This is a genomic window from Flavobacterium sp. NRK1 (genome assembly GCF_024054175.1).
In the GTDB taxonomy this organism is placed as follows: domain Bacteria; phylum Bacteroidota; class Bacteroidia; order Flavobacteriales; family Flavobacteriaceae; genus Flavobacterium.
This window is the reverse complement of record NZ_JAMXLA010000001.1, coordinates 1,121,082-1,138,373: the sequence shown is the minus strand read 5'-3', so window position 1 is coordinate 1,138,373 and position 17,292 is coordinate 1,121,082. Positions and strand designations below refer to the sequence as shown.

Annotated in this window: 17 protein-coding genes; 5 read left to right on the top strand and 12 right to left on the bottom strand. The window is 37.6% G+C overall.

Going from position 1 to position 17,292, the window contains the following annotated elements:
* The first annotated feature begins 24 nt into the window (after nucleotides 1-24).
* On the top strand, nucleotides 25-1,287 hold the full coding sequence (locus NHE85_RS05370; RefSeq protein WP_252810395.1) for a hypothetical protein: 1,263 nt from the start codon (nucleotides 25-27) through the stop codon (nucleotides 1,285-1,287).
* A gap of 128 nt (nucleotides 1,288-1,415) precedes the next feature.
* Here NHE85_RS05370 and NHE85_RS05365 read toward each other — a convergent pair whose 3' ends face one another.
* The 3 genes from NHE85_RS05365 to NHE85_RS05355 all read right to left on the bottom strand — a co-directional run bounded on the left by NHE85_RS05365 (nucleotide 1,416) and on the right by NHE85_RS05355 (nucleotide 3,829).
* A complete protein-coding gene (locus NHE85_RS05365; protein ID WP_252810393.1) occupies nucleotides 1,416-2,051 on the bottom strand; it encodes a DsbA family protein in 636 nt (211 codons plus the stop codon).
* Between the two features lie 164 nt (nucleotides 2,052-2,215).
* Nucleotides 2,216-2,539 (bottom strand): hypothetical protein, encoded by a 324-nt coding sequence (locus NHE85_RS05360; RefSeq protein ID WP_252810392.1) that lies wholly within the window; start codon nucleotides 2,537-2,539, stop codon nucleotides 2,216-2,218.
* A gap of 144 nt (nucleotides 2,540-2,683) precedes the next feature.
* On the bottom strand, nucleotides 2,684-3,829 hold the full coding sequence (locus NHE85_RS05355; RefSeq protein ID WP_252810389.1) for a cystathionine gamma-synthase: 1,146 nt from the start codon (nucleotides 3,827-3,829) through the stop codon (nucleotides 2,684-2,686).
* A 103-nt stretch (nucleotides 3,830-3,932) separates the two neighbouring features.
* On the opposite strand from NHE85_RS05355, the gene NHE85_RS05350 reads away from it, so the two are divergent.
* The gene (locus NHE85_RS05350) at nucleotides 3,933-4,724 is read left to right on the top strand and encodes a DUF3298 and DUF4163 domain-containing protein (RefSeq protein ID WP_252810387.1); all 792 of its coding nucleotides are present in this window, start codon (nucleotides 3,933-3,935) and stop codon (nucleotides 4,722-4,724) included.
* A gap of 2 nt (nucleotides 4,725-4,726) precedes the next feature.
* Nucleotides 4,727-5,464 carry a hypothetical protein gene (locus NHE85_RS05345; protein WP_252810385.1) on the top strand — a complete coding sequence of 246 codons (738 nt, stop codon included), beginning with the start codon at nucleotides 4,727-4,729 and terminating at the stop codon, nucleotides 5,462-5,464.
* Nucleotides 5,465-5,496: 32 nt separating this feature from the next.
* Here NHE85_RS05345 and NHE85_RS05340 read toward each other — a convergent pair whose 3' ends face one another.
* The 7 genes from NHE85_RS05340 to uvrC form a co-directional block, all read right to left on the bottom strand.
* Complete coding sequence (locus NHE85_RS05340; protein WP_252810383.1) at nucleotides 5,497-5,928, bottom strand: hypothetical protein; 432 nt, start codon at nucleotides 5,926-5,928, stop codon at nucleotides 5,497-5,499.
* A gap of 84 nt (nucleotides 5,929-6,012) precedes the next feature.
* Entirely contained in the window at nucleotides 6,013-6,321 is a 309-nt protein-coding gene (locus NHE85_RS05335) for a hypothetical protein (protein WP_252810381.1), read from the bottom strand.
* 224 nt (nucleotides 6,322-6,545) lie between these two features.
* The gene (locus NHE85_RS05330) at nucleotides 6,546-7,094 is read right to left on the bottom strand and encodes a transposase (protein ID WP_252810373.1); all 549 of its coding nucleotides are present in this window, start codon (nucleotides 7,092-7,094) and stop codon (nucleotides 6,546-6,548) included.
* A gap of 141 nt (nucleotides 7,095-7,235) precedes the next feature.
* A complete protein-coding gene (locus NHE85_RS05325) occupies nucleotides 7,236-7,523 on the bottom strand; it encodes a hypothetical protein (RefSeq protein ID WP_252810370.1) in 288 nt (95 codons plus the stop codon).
* 223 nt (nucleotides 7,524-7,746) lie between these two features.
* Complete coding sequence (locus tag NHE85_RS05320) at nucleotides 7,747-9,381, bottom strand: amino acid permease (protein ID WP_252810368.1); 1,635 nt, start codon at nucleotides 9,379-9,381, stop codon at nucleotides 7,747-7,749.
* 98 nt (nucleotides 9,382-9,479) lie between these two features.
* Nucleotides 9,480-11,681 (bottom strand): patatin-like phospholipase family protein, encoded by a 2,202-nt coding sequence (locus NHE85_RS05315; protein WP_252810367.1) that lies wholly within the window; start codon nucleotides 11,679-11,681, stop codon nucleotides 9,480-9,482.
* Nucleotide 11,682: 1 nt separating this feature from the next.
* Nucleotides 11,683-13,479, bottom strand: a complete 1,797-nt coding sequence (uvrC, locus tag NHE85_RS05310) for an excinuclease ABC subunit UvrC (RefSeq protein ID WP_252810366.1) — start codon at nucleotides 13,477-13,479, stop codon at nucleotides 11,683-11,685.
* A 452-nt stretch (nucleotides 13,480-13,931) separates the two neighbouring features.
* Between uvrC and NHE85_RS05305 the strand changes: the two genes are divergently transcribed.
* Nucleotides 13,932-14,900 carry a succinylglutamate desuccinylase/aspartoacylase family protein gene (locus NHE85_RS05305; protein WP_252810364.1) on the top strand — a complete coding sequence of 323 codons (969 nt, stop codon included), beginning with the start codon at nucleotides 13,932-13,934 and terminating at the stop codon, nucleotides 14,898-14,900.
* 86 nt (nucleotides 14,901-14,986) lie between these two features.
* Complete coding sequence (locus NHE85_RS05300; protein WP_252810362.1) at nucleotides 14,987-15,556, top strand: 5-formyltetrahydrofolate cyclo-ligase; 570 nt, start codon at nucleotides 14,987-14,989, stop codon at nucleotides 15,554-15,556.
* A gap of 62 nt (nucleotides 15,557-15,618) precedes the next feature.
* Here the strand turns inward: NHE85_RS05300 and NHE85_RS05295 are convergent, their stop codons facing one another.
* Both NHE85_RS05295 and NHE85_RS05290 read right to left on the bottom strand, forming a co-directional pair.
* Nucleotides 15,619-16,221 (bottom strand): lipoprotein signal peptidase, encoded by a 603-nt coding sequence (locus NHE85_RS05295; protein ID WP_252810361.1) that lies wholly within the window; start codon nucleotides 16,219-16,221, stop codon nucleotides 15,619-15,621.
* Between the two features lie 129 nt (nucleotides 16,222-16,350).
* Complete coding sequence (locus NHE85_RS05290; RefSeq protein WP_252810360.1) at nucleotides 16,351-16,950, bottom strand: hypothetical protein; 600 nt, start codon at nucleotides 16,948-16,950, stop codon at nucleotides 16,351-16,353.
* Nucleotides 16,951-17,292 lie beyond the last annotated feature (342 nt).

The window sequence follows — 17,292 nt, the reverse complement described above, 5'->3', positions numbered from 1 at the left end:
CCACAACCAATTATAATCAAACCAATGAAAAAACTTTTACTTGCCTGCTTGGCAATGATCTTGTTTGCGTGTAGTAGTGATGATACCACAACGGCTGATCCTACTGGTGAGAATCCTGAAAATCCAACACCCGAGAATCCAACGCCTGAAAATCCTGAGGGCGGGAATTGTGATAATGTCTATGTTGGTTTTGCAAAACTCTATTCACAGGAAGATGTAGATGCTTTCGTGGCAAATCATTATTGTTCTATTATTGGCGGATTATATTTAGGTAATTTCGGTGGTTATAGTGATATAAGTGATATATCGGGATTACAGGAATTAACAGAATTGGATGGTCAGCTACATCTATATAGTACTCGCTTGTCAAATTTACATGGACTGGAAAATTTAGAAAAAGTGAAAGATGTTTTTATATTTAATAACACTAACTTATTGACATTGGAGCATTTACATTCTCTTAAAGAAATTGGTTCGTATGAAGATACGGAAAGTGGAATTTCAATCTATAATAATCATTCTTTACATACACTAAAAGGGCTTGATAATATTCAGGAGTTAAATAAATTGGAAATACAGGCTACTAATATTACGAATCTTGAAGGTCTGAATGCTTTAAAAAAAGTAGATCAATTCTACGTAAGTGCGAATGATGAATTGCTGAATTTTGAAAATCTGAATTCGATTACTCATATTGATAATCTTCGTATAATATACAATACAAAACTAATTTCAGTACAGCAGATTGAAAACCTAAATGTTCTTTCTAATTTATTTTTTGATGATAATGATCTTGTTACTGAATTGCCAGCATTATCAAATATAGCAACAATGGATAAATTACAAATATTTGACTGCCAGAATTTAAATTCTTTAGAGGCTTTTAGCAATATTAAAGAAGTGCAAAATATAGATTTACATAGTAATAGTTCTTTAACATCATTACACGGTTTTGAAAATTTAAAATCTGTATCGGGGTTAGACATTAAATATATAAATTTAAGTTCATTAGCTCCGCTTAGTGGGATTACAGAAATTGTGCCACAACCGGAGGAATTTTCAAGTGACTTTGAAGGGATTAGGCTAATAGGGCTTGATATATCGTCACTTGCGGGATTAGAAAATATTACTACATTTAACGGGAAAATGCTTATTGGTAGTAATCCAAACCTCTCAGATCTTTGCGCCGTTAGCGGAATTGTTGATAGTGCAGATGTTGCCAGTTTTGAAGGGAATGCCTATAGCCCAACTTTAGAAGATTTTACAGCAGGTAACTGTAGCCAGTAAAACTTAGAATTATAAATTAAAAGTCGTAAAGCCTGTATTAATAGACTTTACGACTTTTTTAATTTATTACTAGAGATTACTGTGGCAAACTTTGAAGCTTTGCTACTTTGCAGCTTTTCTGCTTACAGCTATTTCTCTGCGTATGCTTTTTCAAGTGTTTCTAAAAAGGCGGCTGTTTCCTGCGCACCGCTTATAGCATATTTGCGGTTCAGTACAAAAAACGGAACACCTCTTATACCCAATTCCTGTGCTTCATGAATATCGGCAACCACTTCGTCGGCAAAATCGCCGCTGCTCATGGCTTTGGCTAATTTTTCGGTGTCAAGCCCAAGTTCTATTGCAATTTCAATAAGAGTTTGTGCATCATCTATATTACGGCCTTCGGTAAAATAGGCTGCGAATAATTTTTCTTCGGCTTCATTTTGTTTGCCGTACTGCGATGCAAAATGACTGAAACGATGTGCGTTAAAACTATTGGCAACTACGGTTTTATTGAAATTATAGGTCAGCCCTGCCTGTGCTGCCATATTGGTTACGTAGTCGTTCATTCCGGTGGCTTCTTCCAGCGATATGCCTTTATGCTCGGCAAGCATCTGGTTTATGTTTTTAGACGGGTCTGTTTTAAGTTCCGGTGAGAGCATAAAACTCTTCCATTCTACCTGTACCTTATCTTTATGTTCAAACTGTTCTAATGCGGCATCAAAACGCTTTTTACCTATGTAGCAGAACGGACACATAATGTCGCTCCATATTTCTATCTTCATTATAATTATTTATTGATACCGCAAATTTACAAATTTAAAGTTGGTTCTAACTTTCCCTCCAAAGAGGAAGGCCATTATGCCGATACCAGGTATAAAAAAATGCCACCTTAATGGGTGGCATTTACGTTTCGTGTGTTTTTTATTTTTTCAGGACGCGTGTGTATTTATTCAGCAGAGGTTTCAGCTATTGCTTCGGCAGCTTCTTCTTCTTCTTCAATAAGTACTTCTTCTGCCTGGTTGTAAAGCATTTCAATTTCATCATCCGTTAAAAAACGAACGTCTTTGTGCGCTACTTCTACAAGGCTGCCATTGTTAGCGTCTTCTACAAGAGCATAAAATTTTTCGTTACCTTTTTTGTCGGCGTTAGCACCCCAAATATGAAAGTAACCTATAGCTTTTACTTTTTTAGATGTAGATTTTTTGCTTTTTTTACCTTTAACCTTTGTTGTTACCGAATACTGTACGAGTCTTAAATCTGTCCTGTTCATGTGTGTATTAATTTTACAATTACGTAACGCAAAATTAACATGAAAAAACAGAAAAAAACCACTCCCAATGTTAAGGATTGCAACAAGGGCAAAAACTTAACATTGAAAGCGGTTTTCGGTATTTCTGTATCGGTTAACAGCACACTATCCCAGTGCCTGCTCAATATCTTTTATAAGATCTTCTGCATCTTCTATACCAACGCTGAGGCGAACAAGATCGTCGGTAATACCAATCTCTTTACGTTTTGGTTCGGGTATAGAGGCATGCGTCATTAAAGCCGGATGATTGGCCAACGATTCTACACCACCTAATGACTCGGCAAGCGTAAATACCTTCAGGTCTTCCAGAAACTTGATAGAATCTGCTTTTGCTCCCGATTTAAAAGTAAACGATACCATTCCGCCAAAACTTCCGCTCATTTGCTTCTTGGCAATTTCGTGGTTAGGATGGTCTTTCAGTCCCGGATAATATACCTTAGCTACTTTAGGGTGGGCAACAAGATAATCGGCAACTTTCTGTCCGTTTTCGCTATGGCGCTGTACGCGCAGATGAAGCGTTTTTATGCCCCTAAGCACAAGGTAAGCATCCTGCGGACCAAGGGTTGCACCGGTTGCAAACTGTAAAAAGTGCATTTTTTCGCCCAGTTCGGCATCTTTAATAATAAGTGCCCCGGCAATAACATCGCTGTGTCCGCCAAGGTATTTGGTAGCCGAATGCATCACAATATCTGCACCCATATCTAAAGGGCGTTGCAGGTAAGGTGTTGCAAAAGTATTATCTACAGCAAAAAGAATTTTTTTCTCATTTGTTATTTTAGCAATAGCTTCAATATCTACCACTTTCATAAGCGGGTTTGTAGGTGTTTCTACCCAAACCAGTTTGGTGTTCTCGTTTATGAGCGACTTAAACTTGTCAAGGTCGTTCATATCTACAAAATGAAACTTAATGCCAAGTTCCTGATAAATGCGGGTAAACATTCTGTATGTTCCGCCATACAGGTCGTCCATAGCAATTACCTCGTCATTAGGTTTCAGCAGTTTCATAACACAGTCGGTTGCTGCAAGCCCTGAAGAAAAAGCAAGTCCGCGCGCACCGTTCTCAATGCTTGCCAATGCATCCTCAAGCGCAGTACGTGTAGGATTTGCTGCGCGGCTGTATTCATAACCGTTTAAAGGCACACCCGGAGTTTTTTGTGCATACGTAGAGGTTTGAAATACCGGAGGCATAACGGCTCCTGTATGTTCTTCATGATGCTGGCCTCCGTGAATGGTTTTTGTGTTAAATTTCATATAATCGTATGTTCGTTGTCATTAATTTTAGGCAAATTTACTGTAATTTAATTTTCCCCGCATGGGGATTGTTGTGTTTTGCATAACAATAACACTTACTACTATGAAACAATTGCTTACCTTAGGACTTGCCTGCCTGCTGCTTACAGCCTGTAAAAAAGACACCGAAAAAACCGAAGACACTGAAATTACTGCCGAAACCACTCCTGCACTTACTTTTGAGAATAAGGAGTATTCGCAAAAATCTAACCTGCCATGCAGGGGCGAAAACTGTACCACAGTAAATATAAGCGTTCCGGTGGCAACCGAAGGGGTAGTGGGAGACAGTATTAACCGCAAGGTGTTTAATGTAACGCGCAGTATAGTGTATTTTGGCGAACAGCCATCTAACAGTACCAATTATGAAGAGCTTATGGCTTCGTTCATAAAATCGTATGAAGAACTTGCAAAAAAATTTCCGAGTGATGCCATTCCGTGGGAGGCAAAAATAAAAGCTACCGTAGATTATAAAACCGACAGCATTATTGGTATCAAACTTAACAACTATGTTTATACCGGTGGTGCACACGGCTATGAGGGCAACCGCTCACTATTGTTTAATGCTGTTACGGGCAGAAGCCTTGCTTACAGCGATATTTTTAAAGATGAAAAGGCTTTTACGGCATATGCCGAAAAGAAATTCAGGGAGAAGTTTAAAATTCCGGCAAACAAATCGATAAACGCGACAGGGCTGTTTTTTGAGAACGATAAATTTGTACTGCCGTTAAATATATTCTTTAAAGAAGACGGATTGTTACTTTATTATAACAGTGTTGAGGTAGGCTCATTTGCCGATGGCCCTAAAGAATTACTGCTCCCTTATGCTGATATTGACCAATATATGAGGCTTAAATAGGAATGAGGTATCTGCTTTACTTATTTCTCGTTTTATTCTTTACTAATTGCAGGAATTCAGACAAGACTAATCTTCCTGAAGATAATCTTGTTGTTGTAGATACGCTGTCTACAGAAAGCCCGGTTAGTGTGATCGATACACTAGTAAAAGAGAGCAGGCCATTTGCTATTAACCGTATAAAATGTTATTGGAAACATAGTTTGATAAGCTCCAACGGATTTATTGGTGAAATTATAATGGAACTAAAAAATACTGAAACCGACAGTACAATTTTTAACTATGATCATGTAACAAAATATCCTGAAGAATATAACTATAATTCAGAAGCTTATTTTAATGAAATCAACAAAACACATTTAATAGATGTGAATTTTGACGGATATAAAGATTTTGTAATTTATAGTTACGGAAGCATGCCGATGACCAGCCAAACCCATATTTTTATTTTTAATCCTCAAACTACCACATTTGAAATTAATCCCCAAATAGATCCTGACAGCCATATTATTGAAAGTAGGGATAGTATTAGAAGAATATTAGTGGTAAGTAATTTTGATATGGAATCAACCTATGAAACAAGTTATCACTTCAATAAAAATGGCACCATTACATTTATTGAGAAAATAGCTGAAAGGGTGCTGGAACCTAAAGATACCATGCAGTTGACTGAGAGGAAATATCAGAAAATTATAAAAGATAAAATTGTAGAATCGAAAATTGATACAGTCTCGTATCAGTAAATTGGTTTTTCTCTTCCGCTCCGGCAAATGCTTTATATCATTGTAGTTTGATGATTATTTATAAAATCTTTTACTGCCTTACTGAAAAATAGTTTTTGCCTTATATGAACTATAAAAATATTGACAATAAACTGAAAGGAAAGCAGATAAAACATAAATAGCATGGGACTCCAGAAATAAGCTATAATAGCTGATAACAAACATAAATATAAAGAGAACTTATAATTATGATATTCAAAATGGAGTTGAGAATCTTCCTGTGATGACTGTATAGAAATCTCACCTTTTTTAAGATAGGTAAAGCGGTTCATTCTGCTTTGCCCGTTAAAGAATCTGTTTTCCAATACGAGCTTATCGTCTGTTATAGAGACAGTGCTAATTCCTTGTTTAATAAGGTGATTTTTTAAGTGTAACAACAATAGATTTTTGTTGTAAATAGGTTGTGTTTTTATTGTTATAGTCATACTATTAATTAGTATTGATTGCAGGGTAATTTGTATTTTTCATGGACACGAGCGAGACGCTCGCGCCAGCATGTGATATTAAAATCAACGCATTGAAGGATGAAGTTGATGCGATTCAAGATTCTCGACACGTTTCTCAAGATCATTAACCTTTGAATCCATATAGATTGTATAAAGCGTTAAAATCAAAGCGATTAATGCGACAATTACATTTATTATTGACATTGTTTTTTCAAAACCTACATTCTTATAATTGCGTATTTTATCAATGCCTTTTTGTGTCATAATTGCTTTAACGTGAATGTCATCCCATTTAAAATCAACTTGAAAGTTGTCATTTTGAAAAGATATATCTGCTCTATCTGTAATCTTTATTAATCCATCATTTTCCATGTCTGTAAGAAGCCTTTTTATTTTTGGCCTATTATATTTGTTCTATCTGGGAATATCTTAATTAGTATTTTTTGAAGGTCGGTGCTTTGAAAATTAGCCCCTTTTTGACTCATAAACTTCAATACTCTGTAATCAAGGGTTTTTTGTAGCTTTCTAGTCATAATATTTGATTTTAATGGTTGTGTTTCTCCTCGCTGGCGCGAGCGTCACGCTCGTGCCCAACATTAATTTATATCAATTTCTAGAATTGTATTATCATCATTTCCATAATTTCTAGCACTGCTATATTTCCAGTCAATAGCATCGGTTACAAAGCCTGTTTCTACAGGATTGTCATGGATATAATTAAGCTTTTGTTCAAAAACTTTTAAAGACCAAATTTCAACAGGCTGATTGTTTTGCTGCCAAAACTGCATGTTTTGTACGTTACTATTTGATTTTCCTGCATGTTTAAACATCCAAAGCAGCCATTCTTTTCTGCTTTCCTGAGGATTTTCCGAAATTAACTTCAGCATTTTCCTTGCAGTAAACCCTTTAAAGTCTCTTATAAGCCCTGAAGGGTCGTTTAATGAAGAACGAAATATTAAATGTACATGACTTGGCATAATGCAATACGCGTATATTTGCATTCCTTTATTCTTTCTACAGTAATCTAAAGAGTCGGTTATTGCAGAAAAATATTCATCTCTTGTAAAAATATCTATCCAATATACTGTTGCAAAGCTTACAAAATAAGCTCCTTGTTTTTCGCCAAATTTATATTTTCTACTCATTAATCAAATATAGGAAATTTCTTTATGGGGCACGAGCGTGACGCTCGCGCCAGCGGAGGGGTTGCTTGGGTTTACTTTTGCAAATATAATTTTCTTATAGACACTAATGTGACGCTCGCGCTAACATTGAGCTTTATATTTTCAGAGGAATAGTTTTTTTAAAAGACGCAAAAACAGGTTTCCTATCATGAAGTAAATCCAAATGGTAATGGTAAAGAGTAAGGCAACCAAAGGAGTATATAAAAGAATAAATAAGGCTCCTTGAAATCCATATATTGGTTTATCGTTAAAATTTACAGGAATAACTCCTGAAAGATTTAAAGCTATATGAATAAGAGCAAATGGAATATATCCGGCAAAAAAAGTAATAAATAATGTTTTAAAAAGACCTATGGGCTTGGTAGAGTACTTTTCTATTAATTTTTTCATTTAGTTAATTATCAGTATTTAATGGGCGGTAAGCATCGCTGGCGCGAGCGTCACGCTCGTGCCTAAAATTAGTATTTTATTCTCGCGCGACTCCATATGTCTTCTTTCTTTATGGGGAGCATCATGCTCATACCTCAATCGCTCACAATTTAAACAAAAAAAGTCCCAACAAATACCGTTGGGACTTTTAGCAAATATAATTTGGTTGTTTATAGTGTTCGTATTAAGCTATAGTTTTCTTATAGCCAAATGCAAAAATTAATGCATGTATTGCCGCAAAAATAAGAGAAAAATAAAATATACCTGCATCATTGCCACCCTCGTGATGAATAAAGGCAATTACTACAAGTGCAAGTACCATAGCAAAGCCTGAAGTAGCAACAAATTTGAAACTCTGGTCCGTAAAATTTCCTTTATTAAGGAAACTGTTTTTCATTCCATAGAAAAGATAAAGGTCAAAACCTATCATCATCCAAACTATAAGACGAATCCATGTATCAAGTGGAAGGAATATCATCATAAAAAGACACACACCTACGCCTAATATTGGTACAAGTGGCACTAAAGGTGTTCTGAAGGCTCTTGGTGCTTCAGGCATTTTTTTTCGCATTATTAATACGCCTATACATACAAGAATAAAAGCAAAAAGAGTACCTATACTGGTCATTTCTCCTACTACCCTTGCCGGTACAAAAGCGGCAAATATACTAACAAGTACCATAAATAACAGGTTGTTCTTGGCTGGTGTACGGAATTTTGGATGAACTTCTGAAAAGACCTTTGGCATAAGTCCGTCTTTACTCATAGAGAAGAATACACGGCTCTGGCCCATAAGCATTACAAGTATAACAGATGAATATCCGCCAAGAATTGCTAATAATATAGCACTATTTAACCACGGATAGGCAGGTGTAATCATACCTGAAGGACCCATAGGGCCCATGGCGTCAATAGCAATTGCTACGGGCGCTATACCATCAGCTCCAGAAAAAGCGCTGTAGTTTACAACACCCGTCATAACGTGGGCAAATAAAATATATAATAATGTACATATACCTAATGAAAGAAGAATACCAATTGGCATATCCCTTTTAGGGTTTTTAGCTTCCTGTGCAGCAGTAGAAACGGCATCAAAACCAATGTATGCAAAAAACACTATAGCTGCCGCACGAATAATTCCGCTAAAACCAAACTCTCCAAAAGTTCCGGTGTTTTCAGGAATATATGGTGTTAAGTTTTCCGGTCTTATATATTGCCACCCAAGAGCGATAAACACTAAAACTACACTAACCTTCAGCATAACAATAACGCCATTAATTAGTGCCGATTCTTTTGTACCCCTCATAAGTACTAACGACATTATCATAACAATAAGTACTGCAGGTATGTTTATAATACCGCCTTCAAAAGGGGAAAGCATGAAATCTTTATCTATATAAATACCATAACTTTCGAGGAACTTACCCAGATACCGCGACCAGCTTATGGAAACCGTTGCAGCCCCCACTGCATATTCAAGTACTAAATCCCATCCTATTATCCAGGCTACAAATTCGCCCATGGTAGCAAACGAATAGGTGTATGCACTACCTGCCACAGGAATCATTGATGAAAATTCCGCATAGCAAAGGCCGGCAAAAATACAGCCCAGGGCTGCTACAAGAAATGAAATAGTAATTGCGGGGCCTGCATTTTGTGCTGCGGCAATTCCTGTTATTGAAAACAGACCCGCCCCAATAATAGCTCCTACTCCTAATGCTGTAAGACCGCCCGCTGTTAAAGTTTTTTTAAGCCCTTTTTCAGACTCATTAGCTTCTTCAAGCAGTACGTTTAATGGTTTTCTTTTCCAGATAGACATATAGTATATTTTGATTTAGAAGTCCCAAATATAGGGTTTTTATAAAAATTATGATGTTTTTAACGAATATAATGTCTTTTTTAGCAAAAACCTTATTGTTAAAACCAAAAGCCTACACTTACCCATGTATAGTGCTGGTGGGTATCTGGGCTCCAGCTATGCTTTAACTCCAGCGGACCCAGTATGGTTTCCATGCCGTAGCCAAAGGCATAGCCGCTGTAAGTAGGTATAGAGAACATACTGCCTTCGTTCAACAGGTTATGTCCTACATTGGCATAGTTTGCCGTAAAATTAAGGTGGTTTTTCCGCAAAAACTCATAATCAAGCGTTATGGCACTTTTTATGTAGCTGTTGCCCGAAAGGGTTAAAAAGTCATAACCATAAAAATGGCGGAAGTTATTAGTTGGATAGTAGCCATAGCCGCCAAGTATAAAATCGAAAGTAGAAATACTCTCTTTACCTGCCGAAAATCCCATTTCACTCTGAAGCTTGATGGTAGCTCCTTTAAACAGGGTTTGTGCAGTGGCTAACTCACCTTTTATAATGGTAAAGCGGTTAAATCCTCCGGTATAATCTGATGATAGCAGATATGATTTTGCCTCGCCTGAAAAGAAGTAGCCTTCAGATGGGAAGTATTTATCATCATAAGAATCGAATTTAAGGTAGCCGTATGCCGATACATAATCGCTGTTATCAAAAACAGGCCTGGCATCTGCGGTTTCCGATTTTATTTTAATATGCTTATATTCAATACCGCCGCCAAGCAAAAAGGTGCGGGCAAAAATGGTTTGAACATATGCCTGATTGGTCCAGTCAGTAAAATCTATGTTTACAGATTTAGTGCCAAATAAATTACTGAAACTGCTTTGGGCGCCATATTCTCCGGATATATTCCGGTTAAAGCTGCTAAAATAGGAGTGAAGCCCGTAGCTGAGGTGAAAGCCATTGTCTATATAATAATCAAAATTATACCTGAAGTTATCGCCCAGTATAGCATCTATAAGTGCTACATCATTACGGCGGATAAGATTTTTATGGGTATAATTAATTAAAATGGCGCTTTTGTATAACCCGTCATAATGCAGGCCGAATTTTATATAACGGTCAATAGGGTTTTCGGTCACATGAAGTCTAAGCGCTTCGCCGTCCTTATCGTCTGTAAAATTATAAGACAGCGATGTAAAGTTTTGTGTAGCATCAAGATTAGTAATACCCTGGTTTAGCTTACTGTAACTTATTTTTGTACCGGGTTTAAAGTTAAGCTTACCTATTACATAAGACCGCGTAAACTTACGCAGACCGCTTATTTTAACCTGGGCAATACAAATAGAATCTTTAGGTGTTATGTGTGGCTTTTCTATAGGATGCCCAACTCCTAATGCTTTTAGCGTATCCATTATTTTGTTAGCAGCTTCTTCACCTTTGTCGATTATCTGGCGGCCTTCATCAAAAGAAATAACCGTATAACCCGAAATATCGGGCCTGATATAAATATCGGTCTTCTTTCGTTTATCCTCCATTTTCTGGATCATCTGGTAATTATTGATCTGAAGCAGAAGCCCTGTTGCGCCTTTTATCTCATCGCGCGTGCGTAAAGGATCCTGAACATCTACACCAATAATAATATCGGCTCCCATAGCCCTTACCTGCTCTATAGGATAGTTATTTGTTACGCCTCCGTCAATAAGCAGGCGGTTATCTATTTCTACGGGTGAATATAATGAGGGAAAAGCCCCGCTTGCCAGTATAGCATCGGGGAGAACACCTTTGCGCAGTACAACTTCCTTACCGGTTTCAATATCGGTAGCAATGCACACAAACGGAATGGGGAGGCTGTCAAAATCACGAATGTAGCGTACATGGTCTGTAAGCCGGTTTATAGTGTTGTAATTGTATAATCCTTTTGAGAGTGCTGTAGGGAAACCTATTTTATAGCCTTTAAACGGCAGCGAAATGGCATAGACCTCGTCATTGCGTTTTTCAAAAAAGTTTTTGGATGCCCTGGGGGTATAATCACGTAAAATAGCATCGGCATCAAGAGCGCTGAATATAGAATCGAGTTCCTTTGCCGAGTAGCCAGCGGCATACAAACCGCCTACTATGGCACCCATGCTGGTACCGCCAATATAAGATACTTCAATTCCGGCTTCTTCAAGAGCTTTAAGTACACCTATGTGGGCAAGCCCTTTTGCACCGCCGCCACTAAGCACAACCCCAACTTTAGGTTTATGCTTTTTCTCCTGCCCCGTAACGGAACTAAAAACGGACAATGCCATCAGCAGGAGAACCAGTTTTTTCATTTTATTTGTTCTGTTCTTTATAAAATTCTGTAATCTTTTTTGCTTTAGACGGGCCTACTACTTTTGCAATCTCATCTTCGGGTGCTGCAACCATTCGTTTTACCGACTTAAAATGCTTTAACAGCGTTACCATTGTTTTTTCGCCTATGCCGGGTATGGTTTCTACCGATGTCTGCAATGCACTCTTGCTGCGCTTGTCCCGGTGAAAGGTTATACCAAAGCGGTGCGCCTCGTTACGCAGCTGCTGTATTATTTTTAAAGTCTCTGATTTTTTGTCGAGATACAGCGGAACCGAGTCGCCCGGATAAAAAATTTCTTCCAGTCTTTTTGCAATGCCCAAGATAGTAATTTTACCACGTAACCCCAAGATATCTAGGCTTTTTAATGCCGAAGAAAGCTGTCCTTTGCCGCCATCTATAATAATAAGCTGCGGCAATGGCTCGTTTTCGTCTAAAAGCCTGCGGTAACGCCTGAAAACAACTTCTTCCATAGAGGCAAAATCGTTGGGGCCTTCTACGGTTTTTATATTAAAATGGCGGTAATCTTTTTTGCTTGGCTTGCCGTCTTTAAACACAACACATGCCGAAACAGGATTGGTTCCCTGTATGTTAGAGTTGTCAAAGCACTCTATATGGCGTGGTTCTACCGGCAGGCGAAGGTCTTTTTTCATTTGCGCCATAATGCGGTTAGTATGGCGGTCAGGATCTACAATTTTAATTTGTTTAAGCTGATCCATACGGAAGAAACGTGCATTACGCTCGCTCAGATCCAGTATTTGTTTTTTGTCGCCCATTTTAGGTACGGTAACAGTGATGTTGTCGCCCATACTTATAGGGAACGGAACAAGTATTTCTTTAGACTGTAAATGAAAACGCTCGCGCAGTTCTACCACAGCCAGTTCCAGTAATTCTTCATCAGGCTCGTCAAGTTTTTTCTTTATCTCCATAGTATGGCTGCGAATGATTGCGCCATGCGATACCTGAATAAAGTTTACATAGGCCATTGTTTCATCAGATACTATTGTAAACACATCGAGGTTAGATATTTTAGGATTAAAAACCGTACTGCGTGCCTGATAATTTTCAAGTACCTCTATTTTTTCTTTTATTTTCTGGGCTTCTTCAAAATGCATATCAGCAGCCAGTTGCTGCATGTGCGTGCGAAAATCTTTAAGGCTTTCTTTAAAGTTGCCTTTTAATATTTCGCGGATTGCATTTACGTGATCCTGATATACATTTAGTGGTTCATGGCCTTCACATGGGCCTTTGCAGTTGCCAAGATGATATTCAAGGCAGACTTTATATTTGCCCGAGCGTATGTTTGCCGGGCTGAGGTCGTAATTGCAGGTACGCAGCGGATATAGCTCTTTTATAAGGTCTAACAGCGTATGTACTGTTTTAAAGCTGGTATATGGCCCAAAATATTCCGATCCGTCTTTTATAACCTTACGGGTAGAAAATACACGTGCAAACGGTTCTTTTTTAATGCATATCCACGGATAGGTCTTGTCGTCCTTAAGCATTATGTTATAACGCGGCTGGAGTTTTTTTATAAGGTTATTCTCCAGCAGTAAAGCTTCACTTTCGGTGGGTACAACAATGTGTTTAACAGAGGCTATTTTTTTAACCATCACATTTGTGCGCCCTGTATCATGCACCTTATTAAAGTAAGATGTCACCCTTTTTTTAAGGTTTTTTGCCTTGCCTACATACAGCAGTTTGTCATCTTTATCAAAATACTGGTAAACACCCGGATTGTCGGGCAGGGTTTGTATCTGAAGTTCAAGAGGAGTACGCATATTGCAAAGTTAAAAACAAATAACCAATGTTTAACGCGGGAGAAAAGGAAGTATTATGTTAATTGTTGATTAAAGCGGGGGATTGATAATTTAACCACCCCGGCTTTCAGCCACCCCTCCAAAGGAGGGGAATGCAGAGTGTTGATTATCGGATTTTATATTTCCTCTTCTTTGGCGGGTGTCCGTAGGGTGAGTTCGTTTGTATTGGCAGTTTTATAATTTAACTATCTTGGCTTTTAGCCATCCCTCCAAAGAAGGAATGCAGCATATTGATTGTTGACGTTTTATACTTCCCCTCCTTTGGAGGGGTGCCCGCAGGGCGGGGTGGTTTATAGAGGGTCTTATATCTTAGAATTAACCATCACTCGGTGCTAAGGATGCAGAGTGTTGATTGTTGAGGTTGTAATTCACGATAAGTTAAAATTTCCTATTTTTATAGCTTTGCAAAACCTATGGCTATAAATAATACGATCACAATACTTGGCGAAGAAGTTTTACCTGGCGAAAGTAAAACCATTACTATGGAAATTGCACGCCTGCATACCATGACAAAACTTAAAATTCCCATTATTGTAGAGCGTGCCAAACTACCAGGCCCTACAGTGCTTTTTAGTGCAGGACTGCATGGTGACGAAATTAACGGTATTGAAATTGTTCGTCAGATCATTGTGCGTAAAATTAATAAACCCAAGCGGGGTACTATTATTTGTATTCCGGTTATTAATATGTTTGGATTTGTAAATCAAAGCCGTGAGTTTCCTGATGGACGCGACCTTAACCGCGTGTTTCCGGGCAGCAAAAACGGATCGCTTGCCAGCCGATTTGCATATTACCTGCTTAAAGAGGTGATTCCGAATGTAGATTATTGTGTTGATTTTCATGCCGGAGGTGCCAGCCGTTTCAATGCCCCGCAAATACGCATTGTACCAAATAACGAAGAACTGAAACAGTTATCTGATATTTTTAATGCGCCGTTTACACTTTACTCTAAAAATATTGCGGGTTCTTTTCGTAGTGCCTGTGGCAGGCTTGGCGTAAAGATGCTGTTGTTTGAAGGCGGTAAATCGTTAGATATTAATAATGATGTTACGCAGGAAGGCGTGCAGGGTGCAAAACGTTTTCTGGAACATTTTGATATGCTCAATCCGCGCCGTAAAGCTCCCGTTGCTAATGCCGTTACTATTTACATAGACAAGTCGGCATGGATACGCGCGCGATACTCGGGGTTATTTCAGCACAGGGTTGCTGCAGGCGATTTTGTGCATAAAGGCGATGTAATTGCTATGATAACCGACCCGTTTGGTAAAGTAGAACATAAAATTAAAGCACCCAACAGCGGATATATTATAAATGCTAACGACGGACCAATAGTATATCAGGGCGATGCGATCTTTCATATTTCGCAGAGTTATAAATTTTAAGAGTGGTTTGGTGATGGGTGGATTTGGTAATCAATAATCGAAAACTTCTATCGCTGAATAACTGCATGCAAACAGACTAGCACATCATGAACAAAAAAGAGCTGAGGCTTCATTATAAAAATTTACGCCAGGCATTATCTTTAGAAGAGATTGAACATAAAAGCCTTGCCATTGCCAACAGGCTGCTTTCGCTTGATATCTGGCAGAATATTTATTTTCACCTGTTTCTTACTATGGAAGAACAGCGCGAAGTGCATACCGACTTTATACTGAACATTCTTGCCGGAAAAGATAAAGAAGTAATTGTGTCAAGATCTGATTTTGAAACCTGCACTATGATACATTACCTGCTTACTGATAATACAAAATTGGTAAAAAACCAATATGGCATTCCTGAGCCTGTAGATGGTATAGAAGTACCTTCTAATAAAATAGATGTGGTGTTTGTGCCACTGCTGGCTTTTGATGCTAAAGGACACCGTGTAGGCTATGGCAAAGGTTTTTACGACCGCTTTCTTAATGAATGTAAACCCAATGTTATAAAGATAGGATTATCTTTTTTTGAAGCCGAAAATGAACCTATTGAAGTTAATGCTACCGATATGCCCCTGGATTACTGTGTAACACCTGAGAAAGTGTATTCGTTTATAGTGTAATTGGTAATTTGTTCCATTGTAGTTGCAGCAAATAACCGAATTTACCTATTACCAAATATCAATTACGATTTAGCGAATGCCTTTTTGTTGAATACAATTAAAATACCCACACCTACAGATATTGCTGCATCGGCTACATTAAAAATGGCATTAAAAAAGTTAAACTCGTCACCGCCTATAAACGGAAACCATTTAGGGAAATGTGCTCCGGTAATAATAGGAAAGTAAAACATATCTACCACTTTACCATGAAAAACGGTTCCGTATGGATTGTCTGAAAATAGAGTAGCTACATGATTTGGCAGGCTGTAGTCGAAAATAAGTCCGTAAAAAACAGAATCTACAATGTTTCCAAATGCTCCTGCTAAAATTAAAGCAATAGAAACAATAAGGTACGGAGATTGTTTCTTTTTTACCGAATCGTACAGCCACCAGCCTATACCGCCCACTGCTACAATTCTGAAAAGGGTTAAAATAAGTTTGCCATACATGCCCGGTATTTCTGCACCCCATGCCATGCCCTCGTTTTCTATAAATTGTATCCTAAACCAGTCAAAAACCTTTACTTCTTCGCGAAGCATAAAGTGGGTTTTTACGTATATTTTAGATATCTGGTCTATTATCAGAACAAGGATAACAATAAGATAGGCTTTCTTTAAGGACATTTTTAAAAATTTTACCCGCAAAAATAATGGAATTTATTATAGAAACGTTTTTTGTAGCTACTAATTACATTAATTTTCACAATTATAAAAAGGAAAAACGATCCTTTCGAACCGTTTTTATGTTATGATTTAGTTATCGCAAACCTGTTCATATAATATGCTTACAATGGCCGGGCCCTTTGCTTTGAAATCTTCTTTTTCAAGTGATTCTTCAAGTTTAGGGCAATCGTCATTAAATATCAGTTTAACCATTGCTTTAAACATTTTAAACTCATTTATACTAAGCCCGCCATAAAATGCTGCCAGATACCTGCAATAATCTTCGTCCGGTTTTTGCACATAATATACAGGACCGCTTGTATTATATGTTTTTATAAAAGCCGTCATAATACTTACTTCTCCTTCCCTTACAATTCTTACCCACGATTTTTTGTCTTCTATCTTATATTTGGTACTTAAAATTTTAAGGTTGGCCAGTTTTCGTGTTACATATTTTATGGTGCTCATGTCTTCACCCTGAATGGTGAATTCCTTAACATCATCTACCATAAATTTGGTCTTTTTTGCTTTTTCATCTGTCTTGAAAAACAATTCTTTCTGATTGTGTTTTGCAGGAATTTCAATTAAGCCATCTTTTGTAGATCCGTTATTAAAGGTTACAGTTCCCGGATAATAATCTGCCATTGCTGCAAAGGGCAGCAAGAGTATAAGCAGCAACAGTTTTTTCATGTATTATAATATATTAAGTTATATACAATAATACATAAAAAAATGATTGTTAAATAAAGTGTTAATTATTTTTATTTGACGCAATTTTACTTTTAAAATATTGCAATTATTTTAAAGTATTCTTTTTAGATTCTTTATTCCGTTGCGCTGCATTCAGAATGGCATGCGTTGCGTCCTGAGGTACGAAGGATATTTTTCAATTTCAAGTAACTTGAATTAAATTTGAGATTCTTCACTACGCTACGCTGCATTCAGAATGACATTGGGGTTTTGTCATCCTGAGGTATGAAGGATCTTTTTCAATTCCAAGTAACTCGAATTAAAATGTGAGATTCTTCACTC